Origin of the sequence: Pseudomonas silesiensis (genome assembly GCF_001661075.1) — a bacterium.
In the GTDB taxonomy this organism is placed as follows: Bacteria; Pseudomonadota; Gammaproteobacteria; order Pseudomonadales; family Pseudomonadaceae; genus Aquipseudomonas; species Aquipseudomonas silesiensis.
Map to the genome: position 1 here is coordinate 679,847 of NZ_CP014870.1, position 18,447 is coordinate 698,293.

General features: G+C 59.3%; 20 protein-coding genes. 10 read left to right on the top strand and 10 right to left on the bottom strand.

Annotated elements, in window-relative coordinates; genetic code table 11:
- Window positions 1-57 precede the first annotated feature (57 nt).
- Window positions 58-735 carry a TetR/AcrR family transcriptional regulator gene (locus PMA3_RS02955; protein WP_064675775.1) on the top strand — a complete coding sequence of 226 codons (678 nt, stop codon included), beginning with the start codon at window positions 58-60 and terminating at the stop codon, window positions 733-735.
- Window positions 736-869: 134 nt separating this feature from the next.
- Here the strand turns inward: PMA3_RS02955 and PMA3_RS02960 are convergent, their stop codons facing one another.
- The 3 genes from PMA3_RS02960 to PMA3_RS02970 all read right to left on the bottom strand — a co-directional run bounded on the left by PMA3_RS02960 (window position 870) and on the right by PMA3_RS02970 (window position 3,239).
- Complete coding sequence (locus PMA3_RS02960; RefSeq protein WP_064675776.1) at window positions 870-1,724, bottom strand: shikimate dehydrogenase; 855 nt, start codon at window positions 1,722-1,724, stop codon at window positions 870-872.
- Window positions 1,725-1,729: 5 nt separating this feature from the next.
- Window positions 1,730-2,170 (bottom strand): type II 3-dehydroquinate dehydratase, encoded by a 441-nt coding sequence (gene aroQ, locus PMA3_RS02965; protein WP_064675777.1) that lies wholly within the window; start codon window positions 2,168-2,170, stop codon window positions 1,730-1,732.
- Window positions 2,171-2,327: 157 nt separating this feature from the next.
- Window positions 2,328-3,239, bottom strand: a complete 912-nt coding sequence (locus tag PMA3_RS02970) for a LysR family transcriptional regulator (protein ID WP_064675778.1) — start codon at window positions 3,237-3,239, stop codon at window positions 2,328-2,330.
- Window positions 3,240-3,454: 215 nt separating this feature from the next.
- On the opposite strand from PMA3_RS02970, the gene PMA3_RS02975 reads away from it, so the two are divergent.
- Together PMA3_RS02975 and PMA3_RS02980 are read left to right on the top strand one after the other, a co-directional pair.
- A complete protein-coding gene (locus PMA3_RS02975; protein ID WP_064675779.1) occupies window positions 3,455-3,883 on the top strand; it encodes a hypothetical protein in 429 nt (142 codons plus the stop codon).
- A complete protein-coding gene (locus PMA3_RS02980; protein ID WP_064675780.1) occupies window positions 3,880-4,326 on the top strand; it encodes a DUF2442 domain-containing protein in 447 nt (148 codons plus the stop codon). The genes PMA3_RS02975 and PMA3_RS02980 overlap by 4 nt, the downstream gene beginning before the upstream one ends.
- A gap of 54 nt (window positions 4,327-4,380) precedes the next feature.
- On the opposite strand, the gene trmA is transcribed toward PMA3_RS02980, so the two are convergent.
- On the bottom strand, window positions 4,381-5,460 hold the full coding sequence (trmA, locus tag PMA3_RS02985) for a tRNA (uridine(54)-C5)-methyltransferase TrmA (protein WP_064675781.1): 1,080 nt from the start codon (window positions 5,458-5,460) through the stop codon (window positions 4,381-4,383).
- A complete protein-coding gene (locus tag PMA3_RS02990) occupies window positions 5,457-6,752 on the bottom strand; it encodes an NCS2 family permease (protein ID WP_064675782.1) in 1,296 nt (431 codons plus the stop codon). The genes trmA and PMA3_RS02990 overlap by 4 nt, the downstream gene beginning before the upstream one ends.
- 222 nt (window positions 6,753-6,974) lie before the next feature.
- Between PMA3_RS02990 and PMA3_RS02995 the strand changes: the two genes are divergently transcribed.
- On the top strand, window positions 6,975-7,421 hold the full coding sequence (locus tag PMA3_RS02995; RefSeq protein WP_082930453.1) for a DUF4879 domain-containing protein: 447 nt from the start codon (window positions 6,975-6,977) through the stop codon (window positions 7,419-7,421).
- A 66-nt stretch (window positions 7,422-7,487) separates the two neighbouring features.
- Window positions 7,488-8,039: a DJ-1 family glyoxalase III gene (locus tag PMA3_RS03000; protein ID WP_064675784.1), complete on the top strand. Its 552-nt coding sequence runs from the start codon at window positions 7,488-7,490 to the stop codon at window positions 8,037-8,039.
- A gap of 6 nt (window positions 8,040-8,045) precedes the next feature.
- Here the strand turns inward: PMA3_RS03000 and PMA3_RS03005 are convergent, their stop codons facing one another.
- Both PMA3_RS03005 and PMA3_RS03010 read right to left on the bottom strand, forming a co-directional pair.
- Window positions 8,046-8,333, bottom strand: coding sequence for a HigA family addiction module antitoxin (locus PMA3_RS03005; protein WP_064680605.1), 288 nt, complete (start codon window positions 8,331-8,333; stop codon window positions 8,046-8,048).
- Between the two features lie 122 nt (window positions 8,334-8,455).
- Window positions 8,456-9,694, bottom strand: coding sequence for an MFS transporter (locus PMA3_RS03010; RefSeq protein ID WP_064675785.1), 1,239 nt, complete (start codon window positions 9,692-9,694; stop codon window positions 8,456-8,458).
- A gap of 359 nt (window positions 9,695-10,053) precedes the next feature.
- On the opposite strand from PMA3_RS03010, the gene PMA3_RS03015 reads away from it, so the two are divergent.
- Genes PMA3_RS03015 through PMA3_RS03025 form a run of 3 tightly spaced genes read left to right on the top strand, consistent with a single transcriptional unit; the run spans window position 10,054 to window position 12,732 of the window.
- Window positions 10,054-11,496, top strand: coding sequence for a cytochrome ubiquinol oxidase subunit I (locus PMA3_RS03015; RefSeq protein ID WP_064675786.1), 1,443 nt, complete (start codon window positions 10,054-10,056; stop codon window positions 11,494-11,496).
- Between the two features lie 3 nt (window positions 11,497-11,499).
- On the top strand, window positions 11,500-12,507 hold the full coding sequence (gene cydB / locus PMA3_RS03020; RefSeq protein ID WP_064675787.1) for a cytochrome d ubiquinol oxidase subunit II: 1,008 nt from the start codon (window positions 11,500-11,502) through the stop codon (window positions 12,505-12,507).
- A 57-nt stretch (window positions 12,508-12,564) separates the two neighbouring features.
- Complete coding sequence (locus PMA3_RS03025) at window positions 12,565-12,732, top strand: DUF2474 domain-containing protein (RefSeq protein ID WP_064680606.1); 168 nt, start codon at window positions 12,565-12,567, stop codon at window positions 12,730-12,732.
- A 75-nt stretch (window positions 12,733-12,807) separates the two neighbouring features.
- On the opposite strand, the gene PMA3_RS03030 is transcribed toward PMA3_RS03025, so the two are convergent.
- Both PMA3_RS03030 and PMA3_RS03035 read right to left on the bottom strand, forming a co-directional pair.
- The gene (locus PMA3_RS03030) at window positions 12,808-13,932 is read right to left on the bottom strand and encodes a methyltransferase (RefSeq protein WP_064675788.1); all 1,125 of its coding nucleotides are present in this window, start codon (window positions 13,930-13,932) and stop codon (window positions 12,808-12,810) included.
- Window positions 13,933-14,109: 177 nt separating this feature from the next.
- The gene (locus PMA3_RS03035; RefSeq protein WP_064675789.1) at window positions 14,110-14,841 is read right to left on the bottom strand and encodes an autoinducer binding domain-containing protein; all 732 of its coding nucleotides are present in this window, start codon (window positions 14,839-14,841) and stop codon (window positions 14,110-14,112) included.
- A gap of 320 nt (window positions 14,842-15,161) precedes the next feature.
- On the opposite strand from PMA3_RS03035, the gene PMA3_RS03040 reads away from it, so the two are divergent.
- A complete protein-coding gene (locus tag PMA3_RS03040; RefSeq protein ID WP_064675790.1) occupies window positions 15,162-15,938 on the top strand; it encodes a ferredoxin--NADP reductase in 777 nt (258 codons plus the stop codon).
- A 55-nt stretch (window positions 15,939-15,993) separates the two neighbouring features.
- On the opposite strand, the gene mscL is transcribed toward PMA3_RS03040, so the two are convergent.
- Entirely contained in the window at window positions 15,994-16,428 is a 435-nt protein-coding gene (gene mscL / locus PMA3_RS03045) for a large-conductance mechanosensitive channel protein MscL (RefSeq protein ID WP_064675791.1), read from the bottom strand.
- Between the two features lie 651 nt (window positions 16,429-17,079).
- Here mscL and radA point away from each other — a divergent pair.
- Complete coding sequence (gene radA, locus PMA3_RS03050) at window positions 17,080-18,447, top strand: DNA repair protein RadA (RefSeq protein WP_064675792.1); 1,368 nt, start codon at window positions 17,080-17,082, stop codon at window positions 18,445-18,447.

Genomic DNA, 18,447 nt, shown 5'->3' on the forward strand with positions numbered 1-18,447 from the left:
CACTGTGCGGCGCGGCCCATAATCGCCAGCCTGTGCAGTGACGGCCGTGAGCCCGCAATGACAATAACTTCAGAACTCTCAGCAGCGCCCGACGAACCAATTGCAGAGCCTCGCAAGAGCCGCAAGAACAATCCGGAAAAAACCCGCGAGAACATTCTGCAAGAAGCCATTGTAGAGTTCGTCCAGCAGGGGCTTTCCGGCGCTCGCGTCGATGCGATCGCCGAGCGTATCCACACCTCCAAGCGCATGATCTATTACTACTTCGGCAGTAAGGAACAGCTCTACGTCGAGGTATTGGAGAAACTCTACGGCGATATCCGCAGCACCGAAAACCGTCTGCACCTGGCTGAACTGGCGCCGGTGGAGGCGATCAGGCGGCTGGTCGAGTTCACCTTCGATCACCATGATCGCAACGTCGATTTCGTGCGTATCGTCTGCATCGAGAACATTCACAACGCCGACTATGTGAAGCGCTCCGATGCGATCAAGGCGATGAACAACACCATCCTCGATTCACTGGGCGAGATCTTGCGTCGCGGGGTCGAGGAGGGCGTGTTCCGTACAGGGCTCGATCCGTTGGATGTCCACCTGCTGATCAGTTCGTTCTGCTTCTATCGCGTGTCGAACCGCCATACGTTCGGTGAGATTTTCCAGATCGACTTGCCGGACGAAAGCATCAAGCAGCGTCATCGGGAGATGATCTGCGAGTCGGTTTTGAGATATCTGCAGGCCTGACGCCTTCGCGGGCAAGTCGGGTCGCCGCATCGCTCGCTCCTACAGGGGCAACATGGAACCTGTAGGAGCGAGAGGGGCAACATGGAACCTGTAGGAGCGAGCGATGCGGCGACCCGACTTGCCCGCGAAGCTTTTTAGCCATTCATGCTCTGAAAATGCGCCAGCATCCGCTGTGCATCCGGCACCACGCCGCTGAACAATTCAAACGCCTTCACCGCCTGGAACACCGCCATGTTGCCGCCATCCAGTGTCCGGCAACCCAAGGCGCGGGCGTTGCGCAGCAGTTCGGTTTCCAGCGGGAAATAGACGATCTCCGCCACCCACAGCTCACCTCGCATCATCTGCGCAGGCACCGGCGTGCCCGGCAGTTTTTGCATGCCCATGGGCGTGGTGTTCACCAGACCGTCGGCCTCGGCCAGGGTGCCCTGCAGATCATGCCCGGCGACCGCGCGGCCAGCACCGAAGTGTTGATTGAGGTTGTTTGCCAGCGACTGCGCGCGGCGGGTATCCACATCAAAAATGCTGAGCAGCTGTACGCCTTCGCTCAATAACGCATGGGCCACTGCTGCGCCTGCGCCCCCTGCGCCCATTTGCACCACGCGTTCAAGGGCAACGCCCTGCAGGCCACGGCGAAAACCTTCGGCAAAGCCCAGGCAATCGGTGTTATGACCGACGCGTTTGCCGTCCTTGAGCACCACGGTGTTGACGGCACCGATGCCGCGCGCTTCCGGCGACAATTCGTCGAGCAGCGGGATGATGGTCTGTTTGCACGGAAACGTGATGTTCAGACCGGTGAAGTTCATGCGCTCGGCTGCCAACAACAGGTCAGGCAAGGCACTGCTGTCGAGTTTCAACGGGTCGAGATCGATCAGGCGATAGAGGTAGCGCAAACCCTGGGCATCGCCTTCATGCTCGTGCAGTGCCGGGGTGCGGGAAGCCTGGATGCCGGCACCGATCAGCCCGGCCAGTACAGTCTTGTTCTGCGTCATGGCATTCACCCCTTCAACCGCAGGCTGAAATGTTCCAGCGCCAGGCGATAACCGTGGCTGCCGAAACCGGCCATTACGGCGGTGGCAATGGCTGAAACGAAGCTGTGATGCCGGAACGGCTCGCGGGCATGGACGTTGGAGAGGTGGACTTCGATCACCGGCAGTTCGCTGGCGACCAATGCATCGCGGATCGCCACCGAGGTGTGGGTCCAGGCCGCCGGGTTGATGACGATTCCAGCGCAACGGCCGCGGGCGGCGTGAATCCAGTCGAGCAGTTCGCCTTCATGATTGGTCTGGCGAAACTCCACCGCCAGTCCGAACTCTTCGGCGGCACGTGCGCACAACGCCGAAACGTCGGCCAGGGTTTCGTGACCGTAGGTGGCCGGCTCACGGGTGCCGAGCAGGTTCAGGTTGGGGCCGTTAAGCACCAGGACGATAGGGGGCATCGCTTTTCTCCACTTATTATTTTTGGAACCGGCCGCGCGTTTCGGCCTGTGGAGATAAAATGTACCGAATGGTTAATTTGGTCAATTGCAGAGGCAGCGCCTGCAGTTTTTGTGTGCGGTGATCGAACATTGGCAAAGATCGCCGGCTGCGATCTTTTCAGCGCGGAAGATGCTCGACCAGAAAATCGATGAAAGCCCGCAGCCGCAGTGGCACATGGCGACTTTGCGGGTAGAGCAGAGTGAACGGCCGCGAACGCCCGCCATAAGGCTTGAGCACTTCCACCAGCGAGCCGTCGGCCAGTTCGTTTTCGACAATGAAGCGATACGTCTGAAACAGCCCCGCCCCATGTCTGGCCAAGGTCACGCCCCCGAGCACGTCGTCGGAACAACTGAGGTTGCCCTCGGCAAGAATCTCTCGTTGCTCTCCATCGTCGTTGAACAACCAGGCAATGCGCCGCCCGCTGCTGGGCAGTTCGTACTGAATGCATTCATGCTGCGCCAGGTCGTCCAGGGTTTGCGGAATGCCGGCACGTTTCAGGTAGGCGGGACTGGCGATCATCACCAACGCTGCGTCTTCCAGGTGACGGGCGATCAGGCCGGAATCCGGAATCGCCCGCACGCGGATGGCCATGTCATAGCCTTCGCCAACGAAATCGATGTTGCGATTGCTGATGTGCGACTCGACTTTCACCGCCGGGAAGCGTTCCCGAAACGCCGGCAGCAACGGCAGGATGCGGTGATGGGCATACGTGGTGGGGATACTGATGCGCAAGGTGCCGGAAGGCTCCTGTTGCTGGCCCATGACCTCGCGTTGGGCCTCGACCAGTTGCGCCAGCGCCTGGCGACACTCCTCGTAATACCGTCGGCCACTGTCGGTCATTTTTACGCTGCGAGTGGTGCGCGCAAACAGCCGCACACCGAGGCGTTCCTCCATGCGCGACACCGATCGGCTCACGGCTGCCGGCGTCACGCCCGCCACCAGCGCGGCAGCGGTGAAGCTACCCGCTTCGGCGGCCAGGCAAAACAGCTCGATGCTGCCCAGTTGAAGATCGTCGAATTGTCGCTGCATGTTTGATTACACCAGGGATCAAATGGAGTGGCTAATTCTGTATTTATCAAATTGGCGAAAGGATTGCTTACCATTTTCCCCCCGTGATCAGGGTACCCAAGGCGACATTGCGCGCTAGCCTCAAGTTCGAGTATGGAAAGGGAGTCTGTACCAGTGGTCGGATTCTTCAAGGAATGGCGAGCCGTCGAGCTCTATAACCTAACGGATGGGTTAGCATGAGAGTATGCAGCTACAAGGGGTTTTCACTGGTAATCCTGTTGCGTGACGAGCATTGCCCGCCTCATGTGCATGTGGACGCGAGCACATGGAGTGCGCGCTTCAAGTTCAGCTTTTGGCACAACGGCGTAGAGCTTTGGGATGTTATTCCTCATGCGCGACGACCACCTGTAGCGGTGCTTGAGGGCTTGCGTCAGACGCTCAGGCAATCCGCCCATTTACGGCGAGCTCGCGGCATCTGGTGGAACAAATTGCAGACGGTTTGTCTCGACCGTCAATTATGGGATTGGCAAAACAACGAAGTCGTCGTGGTAAAGCAGATCGCGAGTAGCACCCGGATGATTGACTCGGCTTGTTATGAGCCTCTGGAGAACAAAACCCGGTTGACCCTCATGGGGACAATGGAGGGTGTGGAGATTGAATTATGAAAGCAGTAAAGGCAAAAAATCAGGTGGATCGGCCAGTCACCGAGTCGGTGCTGGATGAAGCGATCGAGCGAGGCCGGTTGCGTCGCAATAGCGGTTTGCAGGCGACGGCTGTGACGTTTCTGGAACCCTGTCTGGCCGTCAGCTTCGAGGATGGCAGTGGTGTATTGCTGCCAGTGAAGTGCTATCCGGAATTCGATGATTTCAGGACCCAGGATTTCGCCGGACTGAAAGTCGGTTTTTCTGGCACCGCCCTATGCCATGAAGGCAAGGACTTGCAGATATCCATTGCCGGGATGATTTCGGCGAGCAAGCCGCTGATGGACATGGCCGCCTCGGTCGTCGCCTCGCGCAACGGCCGCCAAAGCAGTGCCGCCAAAGCTGAGGCCGCGCGGGCTAATGGCAGGAAGGGCGGGCGCCCGCGCAAAGTCGAAGTCGCTCTGTGAGCGCCCACAAAAAAGCCGTCGTGATGACGGCTGATTCGTATGGGGCAATGGCTATCAGCGACGGGTCAACAACACCCCGGATTCCATGTGATGGGTCCACGGGAACTGGTCGAACATCGCGCAGCGGGTGATGCGATGGGTGTCGTGCAGTTGGGCGATGTTGGCCGCGAGGGTTTGCGGGTTGCAGGAAATATACAGGATGTTATCGAAGCGCCGGGTGAGCTCGCAGGTGTCCGGGTCCATGCCGGCACGCGGCGGATCGACGAAGACACTACCGAATTCGTAGCTTTTCAGGTCGATGCCGTGCAAACGACGGAACGGGCGCACTTCGTTCAACGCCTCGGTCAGTTCCTCGGCGGACAGGCGCACCAGGGTGACGTTATCCACTGCGTTATCGCTGAGATTGCTCAGTGCCGCATTGACCGAAGACTTGCTGATTTCGGTGGCCAGCACCTTACGCACGCGGGTCGCGAGCGGCAGGGTGAAGTTGCCGTTACCGCAATACAGTTCCAGCAAATCGTCGGAACGATCACCCAGCGCGTCGTAGGCCCAGTTGAGCATCTTCTGGTTCACGGTGCCGTTGGGCTGGGTAAACGCGCCTTCCGGCTGGCGGTAGCTGAACGTGCGGCCACCGACCTCCAGTTTTTCGATCACGTAATCATGACCGATGACTTCGCGCTTGCCCTTGGAGCGGCCGATGACGCTGACATTCAGCTCGGCTGCCAGTGTCGAGGCGGCGGCGTGCCAATGCTCGTCCAGCGGACGGTGGTAGCACAGCGTGATCATTGCATCGCCGGCCAGGGTGGTCAGGAACTCCACCTGGAACAGTTTGTGACTCAGGGCTGAGCTGGCCTGCCAGGCTGCCTTGAGCTGCGGCATCAACTGATTGATACGCAGGCTGGCAATCGGAAATTCTTCGATCAGGATCGGCGTGCGTTTGTCTTCCAGGGAAAACATCGCGTAGTGACGCTCGCCGGCTTCGCGCCACAAGCGAAACTCTGCGCGCAGGCGGAAGTTCTGCAGCGGCGAGTCGAACACGGCAGGTTCTGGCGCATCGAATGGGGCCAGCAGATCACGCAGGCGCGTGACCTTTTCTTCGAGCTGAACGGCGTAAGCCTGGGTATCAAAAGTCATGCGTTGAACCAACCCAATTTGATCACGAACAGAATCGACAGGATCACCAGCGCCGAATTCAATTCACGGCCGCGACCGGACAGCAGCTTGATCGCGGTCCAGGAAATGAAACCGAAGGCGATGCCGTTGGCGATGGAATATGTGAATGGCATGGCCAGGGCGGTGACCACGACCGGTGCAGCAACGGTGATGTCGTCCCAGTCTATTTCGGCCAGGCCGGATGTCATCAGTACCGCGACGAACAGCAGTGCAGGTGCCGTGGCAAACGCCGGAACGCTGGCAGCCAATGGCGAGAAAAACAACGCCAGCAGGAACAGGATCGCAACCACGACAGCGGTCAGGCCGGTGCGGCCGCCGGCACTCACGCCAGCCGCGGATTCGATGTAGCTGGTCGTCGTTGAAGTCCCCAGCAAGGAACCGGCCATGGCCGCGGTGCTGTCGGCGATCAGGGCGCGCCCCATTTTTGGCATGTGGCCATCCTTGCTCATCAGGCCGGCGCGCTTGGCCACACCAATCAGGGTGCCAGAGTTATCGAACAGGTCGACGAACAGGAAGGCGAAAATCACGCTGACCAGGCCGATGTCCAGTGCACCCTTGATGTCCAGCTGCAGGAAGGTCGGCGCCAGCGACGGAGGCATCGACATCACGCCGCCGAACGGGGTGAACCCCATGACGATGGAGGCGATGGTCACTGCCAGAATGCCGATCAGCACGGCGCCGCGAACCTTCAGGGCTTCGAGGGCGACGATCAGGGCAAAGCCCAGGGTGGCGAGGATCGGTGCCGGTTGCTTGAGGTCGCCGAGGCCGAGCATGGTCGCCGGGTTGCTGACGACGATGCCGGCGTTGTGCAGGGCTATCAGCGCCAGGAACAGGCCGATGCCGGCGGCAATGGCCGAACGCAAGGGCAACGGGATACTGTTGACGATCCATTCACGGATACGGAAGATCGAGAGCAGGAAGAACATCACCGCCGAGATGAACACCGCACCCAGCGCCACTTGCCAGGTGTGACCCATGTTCAAGACCACGGTATAGGTGAAGAAGGCGTTCAAGCCCATGCCCGGCGCGAGGGCGATCGGGTAGTTGGCGATCAGGCCCATCACGGTGGAACCGATGGCGGCTGCCAGGCAGGTCGCGACGAACACCGCACCTTTGTCCATGCCAGTCTCGCCAAGGATGCTCGGGTTGACGAACAGAATGTAGGCCATGGCCAAAAAGGTCGTGACGCCCGCCAGAATCTCGGTCCGCACGTTGGTGTTATGTGCCTTGAGTTGAAACAGCCTTTCCAGCATGTCTGCTCCCCGTGGCGCGCCAGGCGCCGTGAATGTATCGACTTCAACAGCAAAGCACAGACCACCGCAGGCGCCCGGTAATTTGCTGTAGGTCGGAAAAAGCCGCGCATCATACCAGCAGAGTGGGGTTATGACTGCTTATGGCTGCGATCGTCGTCGATGTTTTGCGTTAAAGCCCAGTGAGCCATACTGCGCGCTGCTTTGGGGGGACTTATGTATTGCATGAAAAAAGAGCGGGTGACCGGATTCGGACTCTTGATGGCCCTGTTTGCGGGGGCGCCAATCGCTTCGGCTGCATCGGCGCCGCCGTTGAGTCAGGTGAAGGTGCTCAAGGTCGAGTCGCCGGGCTGTGGTTTCGAAAGCATTGCACAGGGGCAGGAGCAGACTCGCTGCGATCACAGTGGCGAGAACATCAGGGTCTACGTGCTGGAAGTCGGCTACGGTCGTGGGGCGCATGTCGGGCTGGACGGTTTTGAGGTCAACGGCACCCGGACCCCGATCTGTGCTTTTGATAATGGCAACCTGACCGAATGCACCGTAGGGAAAAAAACGGTCGGTTATTTGTATGTCTTCGATCTGGCGGGCAAGCAGGAGGGCACGTTCACTTTCAGCAATACCTCGATCAACGCCCCGAGCAACACCTTATCGACCCAGCTTTATATCAAGTAACGGCAGGCGTGAACGAGGGGCGGGAAAGCTGACTACGCTTTAAGGATCATTCAGTGGACTGCGCCCATGACCTTTAGAGCTCTGATTACCCTCGCCGAGGGCATCGATGACCTGCAAGCAGTGACCCTGATCGATGTGCTGCGCCGTGCCAACGTTGAAGTGGTGGTCGCCAGCATCGAGGGGCGGCGCATGCTCACCTGTGCCCGGGGCACCCGAGTGACGTCCGACGCGATGCTGGTGGACTTGCTGGCCCAGCCGTTCGATCTGATCGTGCTCCCCGGTGGGGCCGTGGGGGCGCAACATCTGGCGGCGCATCAGCCCTTGCAACAATTGGTCAAGAATCAGGCGGCGGCCGGGCGCCTGTTCGCCGCCATCGCCGAGGCCCCGGCACTCGCGCTGCAGGCCTTTGGCGTCCTGCGCCAACGACGCATGACCTGCCTGCCATCGGCCAGCCATCAACTATCGGGTTGCAACTTCGTCGACCAGCCAGTGGTGGTCGACGGCAACTGCATCACCGCCCAGGGCTCGGGTGCCGCACTGGCGTTTGCCCTGGCGCTGGTGGAGCAACTTTGCGGCAAGGCCACGCGCACGGCGGTGGCGGGGGAGTTGGTGGTCTAGCGGTTGTCAGGCGTGGACGGCAATGGGTAGGATCGATGGTTGCTCACGATGCTCGGCTTGCCAGAGATCGTAGTCGGTTTGAACCCCTAGCCACATGCGTGCCTTGCCAATTCCGGCCCGCTCCAGACGTACTGCCAGATCCGGACTGATCGGCGCGTGGCCATGCAGTACCCGTGATAGATGCGGACGTGCAAACCCCAGGTGCCGGGCCAGCTCTGTGACGCTGATGCCCAGCTCGGGCAATATATCCGTCAATAGTGTTTCGCCAGGGTGTGGCGGGTTGTGCATGGGCATGTCCTGTCCGAAGCCGCGAAGGCCTTTGTGCTGAAAGGATTTGATCATGGGTGGAGTGTAAGGCGATACATTACACCTGATGCACTATCCATGTATTGCCAAATTTGTGTTTGGCAACGGCCTCAGGCCTTGGCTTCTTCCACCTGCACATGCATGCGGTCGCGGTTGGCCAGGGTCGGGAACAGTTTGATCCAGACCCCGGTCACCACCAGCGTGCCGATGCCGCCCATGACCACTGCCGGCACCGTGCCGAACCAATGGGCGGTCAGGCCGGATTCAAACTCGCCCAACTGGTTCGAGGCGCCGATGAACAGACCGTTCACGGCGCTGACCCGGCCGCGCATTTCGTCCGGGGTTTCCAGTTGCACGAACGAGGCGCGGATCACCATGCTGATCATGTCCGCGGCGCCCAGCACCACCAGTACGGCAAGGGAAAACCAGAAGGAGGTGGACAGGCCGAACGCAATAGTCGCCACGCCAAACACGCCGACCGCGGTGAACATCACTCGCCCGACCTGGCGATCCACGGAAAACCGCGCCAGCCAAAGCGACATCAGCAGCGCCCCCACCGCCGGGGCCGAACGCAACAGGCCCAGGCCCCAGGGGCCCGTCAACAGAATGTCCTTGGCGAACACGGGCAGCAGCGCCGTCGCGCCACCGAGCAGCACCGCAAACAGATCCAGGGAAATCGCCCCGAGGATATCCGGACGGCTACGAATGAAGCGTATGCCCGCCAGTAAAGAGTCCAGGGTGGCTTTGCCTTTGTTCAGTGGAGTCTGCCGGCCGGGCAAGTTGAGCATCAGTCCACAGGCGATGACGTAGAGGATCACGGTCGGCCCATACACCCAGACACTGCCGAAGGCGTAGAGCAAGCCGCCGAGGGCCGGGGCGACGATGGTCGCCGATTGTTGGGCTGACTGAGCGGCCGCGACGGCGCGGGGAAACAGCGCGCTGGGCACGATGCTCGGCAACAGGGCCTGGGTAGTCGGCATTTCGAAGGACCGTGCGGCACCGAGCAGGAACGCGAGGATGAAGATCATTTCCCGGGTGACCTGGTCGGTCGCACTGCCGATGGCCAGGGACAGGGCGATCAAGGCTTGCAAGGACTGGCAGATTGCCGCGACCTTGCGCCGGTCATAACGGTCCGCGACATGCCCGGTGTGCAGCATGAACAGCACCCGCGGGGCAAATTCCACCAGGCCGACCAGGCCCAGGTCGAGCACATTGCCGGTCAGCTGATACAGGTTCCAGCCGATGGCCACGGTGAGCATCTGAAAGCCGCTGGCGGTAAACACCCGGGCCAGCCAGAACGCGATGAAAGGGCGGTGATGACGTAACAGCAGTGGCGCTTGGTCAGGCATCTGAAGACGAATCCGGGCGAGGGAGGTGTCGAGATTATCACCAACCTGTAACCAGAAGTTGCAGGGCCGGGGAAATTAGTTAGCTAGACACCGATCCGCTGGGCAACGTCAGTGAGGCAACCTGTCACGCGGCAAAAGACCACAGCGTCCATCGCCAAAAAGCGGACTACTCTTTCAACGTTGCTTGATCCAGATCAAGACCCTTGGTGGAAATGATCCGGCGGCCAGATGGCCAGACTCCCTACGTTGTGATGTTTGCAAAAAAAGAACGAATTCGAATTCGCCACACTCCATATCCGTGGGGGCAGTGGGTGCAGGCCGCAGGCCTTCAGCCGGTATTACCTGACAGAGGAAGACTTATGTTCGGTTTGGAGGCTCTTGATCTCGCCCGAATCCAATTCGCGTTCACCATCTCGTTCCACATTCTGTTCCCGGCCATCACCATCGGCCTGGCGAGTTACCTGGCGGTGCTCGAAGGGCTGTGGCTGAAAACCAACAACAACACGTATCGCGACCTGTACCACTTCTGGTCGAAGATCTTTGCCGTCAACTTCGGCATGGGGGTGGTTTCCGGGCTGGTCATGGCTTACCAGTTCGGTACCAACTGGAGCCGCTTCTCGGACTTCGCCGGTGCCGTGACCGGGCCGTTGCTGACGTACGAAGTGTTGACCGCGTTCTTCCTCGAGGCCGGTTTCCTGGGGGTCATGCTGTTCGGCTGGAACAAGGTCGGGCGCAACCTGCACTTCTTCTCGACGGTCATGGTCGCCATTGGCACCCTGATCTCGACCTTCTGGATTCTTGCCTCCAATAGCTGGATGCAGACGCCGCAGGGCTACGAAATCGTCAATGGCCAGGTGATTCCGGTGGACTGGCTGGCCGTGATCTTCAACCCGTCGTTCCCCTACCGCCTGATGCACATGGCGACGGCCGCATTCGTTGCGACCGCATTCTTCGTCGGCTCCTCGGCGGCCTGGCATTTGCTTCGCGGCAAGGACAACCCGGCGATCCGCACCATGCTCTCGATGGCCATGTGGATGGCCCTGATCGTGGCGCCTATCCAGGCGGTCATCGGTGATTTCCACGGGCTTAACACGCTCAAGCATCAGCCGGCGAAAATTGCCGCCATCGAAGGACACTGGGAAAACCACGGTGATGAGCCGACCCCGCTGATCCTGTTCGGCTGGCCGGACATGAAAGAAGAGAGGACCAAATTCGCCGTCGAGATTCCGTACCTGGGCAGCCTGATCCTGACGCACTCACTGGACAAGCAGGTGCCGGCGCTCAAGGAGTTCCCGCCGGAGGACCGGCCGAATTCGACCATTGTTTTCTGGTCGTTCCGGATCATGGTCGGCCTGGGTTTCCTGATGATCTTCACCGGTTTGTGGAGCCTGTGGCTGCGCAAGCGCGACAAGCTGTATACCTCGCGACCGTTCCTGTATCTGGCGTTGTGGATGGGGCCGTCCGGCCTGATCGCGATCCTCGCCGGTTGGTTCACCACTGAAATCGGCCGTCAGCCGTGGGTGGTCTATGGCCTGATGCGCACGGCGGATGCCTCTTCCAATCACAGCTTCATGCAGATGAGCATCACGCTGGTCCTGTTCGTGGTGGTGTATTTCGCGCTGTTCGGCGCCGGTCTGGGCTACATGATGCGCCTGGTGCGCAAAGGGCCGAAGATCGACGAAGGCAAGGAAACCAACGAAGGGGGGCCTGGCCAGAAACGCACGCCGGCCCGTCCGCTGTCCGCTGCCGACGAAGACAACGACGACACTGACAACCGCCCCAGCCTGACCAAGGAGATTTGAAGCATGGGTATCGATCTTCCGCTGATCTGGGCCGTGATCATCATCTTCGGCATCATGATGTACGTGGTCATGGACGGCTTCGATCTGGGCATCGGCATTCTCTTCCCGTTCATCAAGGGCAAGACCGACCGTGACGTCATGATGAACACCGTCGCGCCGGTCTGGGACGGCAACGAAACCTGGCTGGTTCTGGGGGGCGCGGCGTTGTTTGGCGCGTTCCCGCTGGCCTATTCGGTGGTGCTCTCGGCCTTGTATCTGCCGCTGATTTTCATGCTGATCGGGTTGATCTTCCGTGGCGTGGCCTTTGAGTTCCGCTTCAAGGCCAAGGACCACAAGCGCCACCTCTGGGACAAGGCGTTCATCGGTGGCTCGATTGCCGCCACGTTCTTCCAGGGGGTGGCCCTGGGTGCGTTCATCGATGGGTTTCCGGTAGTGAACCGCCAGTTCGCCGGCGGCTCGCTGGACTGGCTGACGCCGTTCACCCTGTTCTGTGGCGCGGCGCTGGTGGTGGCTTATGCGCTGCTCGGGTGCACCTGGCTGATCATGAAAACCGAAGGCAAGTTGCAAGAACAGATGCATGACCTGGCGCGACCATTGGCGTTTGTGGTGCTGGCGGTGATCGGTATCGTCAGCATCTGGACACCGTTGGCGCACACCGATATCGCCGCTCGGTGGTTCACCCTGCCAAACCTGTTCTGGTTCCTGCCGGTGCCGATCCTGGTGCTGGTGACCATGTACGGATTGATTCGCGCCGTGGCCCGCAATGCGCATTACACGCCGTTCCTGCTGACACTGGTGCTGATTTTCCTCGGCTACAGCGGTCTGGGCATCAGCTTGTGGCCGAACATCGTGCCGCCCTCGATCTCGATCTGGGACGCCGCAGCCCCGCCGCAAAGCCAGGGCTTCATGCTGGTGGGGACGTTGTTCATCATCCCGTTCATCCTGGGTTACACCTTCTGGAGCTACTACGTGTTCCGCGGCAAGGTCACCCACGAAGATGGCTACCATTAAAGAGCACGATAATGGCGCAGGCCTGATACCTGCGCCGTTTCAGAGGAGATCACGATGATGGCAGGCAAACATTCCTTGCAGGAAATCGAAGCAGCAGAGAAGAAGCCGCTGTGGCAGCGGCTGGGCTGGCTGGCGATGATCTGGACCGGCAGCGTCGTGGCGCTGTTTATCGTCGCCAGCCTGATGCGCATGTTCATGAACGCCGCGGGCTTGTCGACACACTGATTGCGCAACATCCCGTCCCGTTGCCTTGCGGCACGGATTTACGACCCTCCACCCGCGGAGGGTTTTTTTTCGGGATTATTTTCGGGCTTTGAGGATCACGAACTTGGGTGTGGCGGCCACTTGTTCGACGCCCCGGAACAGGCGCGCGAGCTTGCTGTGATAACCCAGGTGACGATTGCCGACGATGTACAGCGCGCCGCCGACCACCAAGGCTTCACGTGCCTGCTGAAACATCCGCCAGGCCAGGAAGTCGCCGACCACTTGTTGCTGGTGAAACGGCGGGTTGCACAGCACCACGTCCAGAGACTGGGGTTCCTGCCCGGCCAACCCATCCCCGGCACGCACGGTGACTGGCCGATCACCCAAGGCCTTGTGCCAGTTTTCGGCAGCCGATTGCACGGCCATGTACGACTCGTCCACCAGTGTGTACAGGGCTTGCGGGTTTTGCAGAGCGCTGGCGATGGCCAGCACACCGTTACCGCAACCGAGGTCGGCGACCCGTGCCGCGCCGAGGTTCCCGGGCAAGTGCGGCAGAAAGGCCCGCGTGCCGATATCCAGCCCTTCACGGCAGAATACGTTGGCATGGTTGAGCAGTTCGATCGCCGGCTCGTCGAGTCGATAGCGCGTCGGGTAGGGGGAGACGGCAGGCACTTTGGCCTCCGCGTCAGCGATCAACAGCCGGGCTTTCTTCACCGCCAGCGAGGCGTGCACCGGCCCGATGTAACGCTCCAGCAGGTCGCCCGCAGCGCGGGGCAAATGCTTGATCATGGCGCCGGCAATCACTTGGGCGCCCGGTGCCAGCTGACCTTGCAGACGAATCAGTTGCTCCTCCAGCAAGGCCAGGGTTTTCGGCACCCGGACCAATACCCGGTCAAAGGGCCCGGTGAGCGCTTCGCTGGCAGGTACGCTCGGCACCGCATCAAATGCCTGGCCGTTACGGATCAGGTTCTTTTCCAGCCCTTGAAAGGCCAGGAACGAATCGCCGCTGCTGATCACCCGGACCTTGCCCTGCAGGCTGGCGGCCAATGCGCCGAAACTGTCGTTCAGCACCAGCACTCGAGAGTCTGCGCCCGGTTGCTGTTCGGCCAGAAAAGTGAGCAGGTATTCATCCGCGGCATCAAACGCCTGCAGCGGTTCGTTCTGCTGTTCGGGCTGGCGGATCAGGTCAAGTCGGGCGAAAGGTGTTTCGAGCAAGGGCATGGCGCGGGAACTCTGTGAAATCAACAGGGGCAATCAACAGGTCTCCCGCGACCCGGGGGCTTTTGTAGCGCGCGAGACCATCCGAGCGTACTTCGTCGTGAGCTTCGCACGTCATCACTCAGGAAGGACCGCAAATGGTACGTTTTTTTCTTTTGGATTACTCGCAGGTTTTATCGATCATCGCATCGCATTGCTGTTCAGATAGCCTTCCTTGGCAGCGGTGATGACTGCCGCAATCTTGTTGTTGACGCCGAGTTTCACAATCGCGCTTTGCACATGAAAATTGATGGTGCGCGGGCTGAGGTTGAGAATTCTGGCGCTCTCATACGCGGTCTTGCCATCGGCTGCCAGTTTCAATACGTCGATTTCCCTGGCGGATAAATGCGAAGCAGGCGGTGTCTCGGCTTTTTTGGGCAAGTTCTGCGTGATCAACGCATGCAGATGGCGGCCCATGAACACTGAAAAGCCAAGATTCTCATACAGCTCGAACGCAGTGATCGGGCAGTGGCTTCTGGCCAGACTCAGGATGCTGCAGAACCCGCTTCTTTCGTCATGAATGGCCTGTGACCATCCGTGCTGCAGACCTTGGGTTTCAAGCGCTTCCCATAGCGTTGGAACATGAGCGAAGAGCTCTTCGCTCCAAAGAATCGGCAACATCGAATGATTGCAATGAGCCACTACCGGGTCTACGGCTTTCATTTGTTGTTGTTCATAATCCTTGTTCCAGGCAGCCGGGTAGTTGTTAAGTTTGATAGTTTCGTATTGATCGAGTTTCGTCTGATAAGTTGTTGAAAATGCGAAAAATTTGAATCCTATATTTTTCGCAAAGCCGAGTGCGATACGGTAGGCGGTATCTATCTCCGTAGTGCACGACAGTTGGTTTAATTGTGACTCCATCCACCTTTCCATCATGGGTCTCCATTATCTTTTCGTTTGGTGCCAAATTGGATCCGAGATCCGGCACGTCCCGAGTGTAGGACGAATCCTACTTTGTTGTGAGAATTTTTAGCTTGTCGGCGCATTAAAATCTAAATATCCAGTTCTAATACAACACGGAGTTTGAATGTCGGGTTTAATATGAATTGCCTGTTACGCGTGGATGCAGGTAGTTGTGAAAAAAATGTGAATTGAGCTAGTTGGTCATCCCTTGTAAAGGCACTACAAATCGTAGGTGTTAACTTCCCGTGCTTTGCGGGACACTGGACGCTATCAGTTGTATGGAGCGACCCATGACCGCCAGTGTAGAAAAATTCACGCGCCAGACATTGCTCGACGTTCAGCCGTTGACCCCGAACCTGTTTACCCTGCGGACCACCAGGGATCCGGGGTTTCGCTTTCGAGCAGGGCAATTCGCCCGGCTAGGCGTGACCAAAGCCGATGGCGGCACGGTATGGCGCGCTTACTCCATGGTTTCGTCACCTTATGACGAATTTCTCGAGTTCTTCTCAATCGTGGTGCCGGGGGGGGAATTCACCAGTGAGCTGAGCCGGCTGGAAGTCGGCGATACGCTGCTGGTGGACCGTCAGGCCTTCGGTTACCTGACACTGGATCGCTTTATCGACGGGCGTGATCTCTGGTTGTTGTCCACAGGCACCGGCGTGGCACCGTTCCTGTCGATTCTGCAGGATTTCGAGGTCTGGGAAAAATTCGAGCGAATCATCCTGGTCTACAGCGTGCGCGAAGCCCGGGAACTGGCTTACCAAGCGCTGCTTGCAGGCCTGGCGCAGCGTGACTATTTATCGGAGCACGCACACAAGTTGCGGTTCATCGCCACTGTCACGCGCGAACAACATCCTGGTGCGTTGAATGGCCGGATCACCACCCTGATTGAAAATGGTGAGCTGGAGCAGGCGGCCGGGGTGAACCTGACAGCCGAGCATTCCCGAGTCATGCTTTGCGGCAACCCGCAGATGATCGATGACACGCGAAAGCTGCTTAAACAGCGTCACATGCACTTGAGTCTCAGCCGGCGACCCGGCCAGGTCGCGGTGGAAAACTACTGGTAACAAACGGCGCCTGTAGGAGCGAGCTCCTACAGTGGGCCGCATTACGCCAGAGGCGTCATTTTTCAATACCCACATCCGAAGGTCGATTGTTCTGGGCCTTCAGCAGGTCGCGGATCTCGCCCAGCAGCACTTCTTCCTTGGTCGGAACCGGCGGCAGGGTCGGTGCGACGGCTTCTTCGCGCTTCAGGCGGTTGATGGCTTTGACGCCCATGAAGATCGCGAAGGCGACGATGACGAAGTCGATCAGGGTCTGGATGAATTTACCGTACGCCAGCACCACTGCCGGGATGTCCCCGTTGGCGGCCTTGAGCGTGATGGCCAGGTCGCTGAAATCCACCCCGCCGATCAACAGGCCGATGGGAGGCATGATCACGTCGCCGACGAACGACGAAACGATCTTGCCGAAGGCGGCGCCGATGATGATACCGACAGCCATGTCTATCACATTGCCTTTGACCGCGAAGGCCTTGAACTCACTGATCACGCCCATTGGATATTTCCTTGTTACAGATGAGGTAGGTGCCAGCAGTGTAATTCAGCAAAAAGCTTCTTGCTCGAAACACCTGCTAACAGTGTTCGTTTGCTATCGACCGGGGCATCGGTGAAAAGTTTACAAAACGCCATCATTTGTGCGCGAGCAGAACCCGTGGAGCGGATCGTCCCCAGTAGTTTGCCACCTGCCCATGCGGTCATCTGTCCTTCGGTCAATGGCATCTGCTGGCCGCAGCGGCTCGATAGATAGAACCTGATTATGTCGGGGTAAGTGCAAGTGATGTTTCACTGATTGCTTTGCACGGTTTCGATAAAGGATTCCTCGCAATGTTCACGAGGGTCGGAGATCAGGATTACTGTCATATACCGATTAACATTTATCAATTCGATATAGTGTGCCGAGATTGTACGCTCGGAATCGAGGGTGTCAGGGTTTGTATAAGTATGATGGGTGTTTTATGGATTAAGGCTGCGGTTTGTATTGGGCGCAAGCGCAATACTGTATAAGTTTTGCCGGGCTGTAATCGAATTGTAATATGGCACATGCATCCAGGATGCCTGCAACTTGCTGTAGCCAATCCGCTGGGCAACTGTATCGCGCTGATCCAGTCCAGCTGAGCTATCATCGCGGTTTTTGCCGGGAGTTCAGATGGCCAAGGCCAAGCGCATGTATGGCTGCACCGAGTGCGGCTCAACCTTTCCCAAGTGGGCCGGCCAGTGCGGAGAGTGCGGGGCCTGGAACACCCTGACGGAAACCATGGTCGAGAGCGGCGGCGCCGCGGCTCCCAGCGGTCGCACCGGCTGGACGGGTCAGCAGGCGCAGATCAGGACCCTGGCCGAAGTCAGTGTCGAAGAAATCCCGCGCTTCTCCACCGCTTCCGGCGAACTTGATCGTGTCCTGGGCGGGGGGCTGGTGGACGGTTCGGTGGTATTGATCGGCGGCGATCCCGGCATCGGCAAATCGACCATTCTGCTGCAGACCTTGTGCAATCTTGCCAAGAGCATGCCCGCCCTGTACGTCACGGGCGAAGAATCCCAGCAACAAGTGGCCATGCGTGCCCGACGTCTGGGCTTGCCTCAGGATCAATTGCGGGTCATGACCGAAACCTGCATCGAAACCATCATCGCCACGGCCCGGCAGGAAAAGCCCAAGGTCATGGTGATCGATTCGATCCAGACGATTTTCACGGAACAACTGCAATCGGCGCCGGGGGGTGTCTCCCAGGTTCGCGAAAGCGCAGCGTTGCTGGTGCGCTATGCCAAGCAGAGTGGCACGGCGATTTTCCTGGTGGGCCACGTGACCAAGGAAGGCGCATTGGCCGGGCCGCGCGTGCTGGAGCATATGGTCGACACCGTGTTGTATTTCGAAGGCGAATCCGACGGGCGCTTGCGTCTGCTGCGGGCGGTGAAGAACCGGTTCGGCGCGGTCAACGAGCTGGGGGTGTTCGGCATGACCGACAAGGGTTTGAAAGAAGTCTCCAACCCGTCGGCGATTTTCCTGACCCGTGCCCAGGAAGAAGTGCCTGGCAGTGTGGTCATGGCGACTTGGGAAGGGACCCGGCCGATGCTGGTGGAAGTCCAGGCCCTGGTGGATGACAGCCACCTGGCCAACCCGCGTCGGGTAACGCTGGGGCTGGATCAGAATCGCCTGGCGATGTTGCTGGCGGTGCTGCACCGTCACGGCGGTATTCCGACTCACGATCAGGACGTGTTTCTCAATGTGGTCGGTGGGGTGAAGGTGCTGGAAACAGCCTCCGACCTGGCGCTGATGGCGGCGGTCATGTCCAGTTTGCGCAATCGGCCACTGCCGCATGATTTGCTGGTGTTTGGTGAGGTGGGTCTGTCGGGCGAAGTGCGTCCGGTGCCGAGCGGTCAGGAGCGCTTGAAGGAAGCCGCCAAGCACGGCTTCAAGCGTGCCATCGTGCCCAAGGGCAATGCGCCGAAGGAGGCACCGCCAGGGTTGCAGATTATTGCCGTGACGCGCCTGGAACAGGCCCTGGACGCGTTGTTCGAGTAG

Coding starts and splice junctions, on each gene's coding strand:
- PMA3_RS02955 (WP_064675775.1), top strand. CDS start 58: ATGACAATAACTTCAGAACTCTCAGCAGCGCCCGACGAACCAATTGCA.
- PMA3_RS02960 (WP_064675776.1), bottom strand. CDS start 1,724: ATGACGCAGAACAAGACTGTACTGGCCGGGCTGATCGGTGCCGGCATC.
- aroQ (WP_064675777.1), bottom strand. CDS start 2,170: ATGCCCCCTATCGTCCTGGTGCTTAACGGCCCCAACCTGAACCTGCTC.
- PMA3_RS02970 (WP_064675778.1), bottom strand. CDS start 3,239: ATGCAGCGACAATTCGACGATCTTCAACTGGGCAGCATCGAGCTGTTT.
- PMA3_RS02975 (WP_064675779.1), top strand. CDS start 3,455: ATGAGAGTATGCAGCTACAAGGGGTTTTCACTGGTAATCCTGTTGCGT.
- PMA3_RS02980 (WP_064675780.1), top strand. CDS start 3,880: ATGAAAGCAGTAAAGGCAAAAAATCAGGTGGATCGGCCAGTCACCGAG.
- trmA (WP_064675781.1), bottom strand. CDS start 5,460: ATGACTTTTGATACCCAGGCTTACGCCGTTCAGCTCGAAGAAAAGGTC.
- PMA3_RS02990 (WP_064675782.1), bottom strand. CDS start 6,752: ATGCTGGAAAGGCTGTTTCAACTCAAGGCACATAACACCAACGTGCGG.
- PMA3_RS02995 (WP_082930453.1), top strand. CDS start 6,975: ATGAAAAAAGAGCGGGTGACCGGATTCGGACTCTTGATGGCCCTGTTT.
- PMA3_RS03000 (WP_064675784.1), top strand. CDS start 7,488: ATGACCTTTAGAGCTCTGATTACCCTCGCCGAGGGCATCGATGACCTG.
- PMA3_RS03005 (WP_064680605.1), bottom strand. CDS start 8,333: ATGCCCATGCACAACCCGCCACACCCTGGCGAAACACTATTGACGGAT.
- PMA3_RS03010 (WP_064675785.1), bottom strand. CDS start 9,694: ATGCCTGACCAAGCGCCACTGCTGTTACGTCATCACCGCCCTTTCATC.
- PMA3_RS03015 (WP_064675786.1), top strand. CDS start 10,054: ATGTTCGGTTTGGAGGCTCTTGATCTCGCCCGAATCCAATTCGCGTTC.
- cydB (WP_064675787.1), top strand. CDS start 11,500: ATGGGTATCGATCTTCCGCTGATCTGGGCCGTGATCATCATCTTCGGC.
- PMA3_RS03025 (WP_064680606.1), top strand. CDS start 12,565: ATGGCAGGCAAACATTCCTTGCAGGAAATCGAAGCAGCAGAGAAGAAG.
- PMA3_RS03030 (WP_064675788.1), bottom strand. CDS start 13,932: ATGCCCTTGCTCGAAACACCTTTCGCCCGACTTGACCTGATCCGCCAG.
- PMA3_RS03035 (WP_064675789.1), bottom strand. CDS start 14,841: ATGGAAAGGTGGATGGAGTCACAATTAAACCAACTGTCGTGCACTACG.
- PMA3_RS03040 (WP_064675790.1), top strand. CDS start 15,162: ATGACCGCCAGTGTAGAAAAATTCACGCGCCAGACATTGCTCGACGTT.
- mscL (WP_064675791.1), bottom strand. CDS start 16,428: ATGGGCGTGATCAGTGAGTTCAAGGCCTTCGCGGTCAAAGGCAATGTG.
- radA (WP_064675792.1), top strand. CDS start 17,080: ATGGCCAAGGCCAAGCGCATGTATGGCTGCACCGAGTGCGGCTCAACC.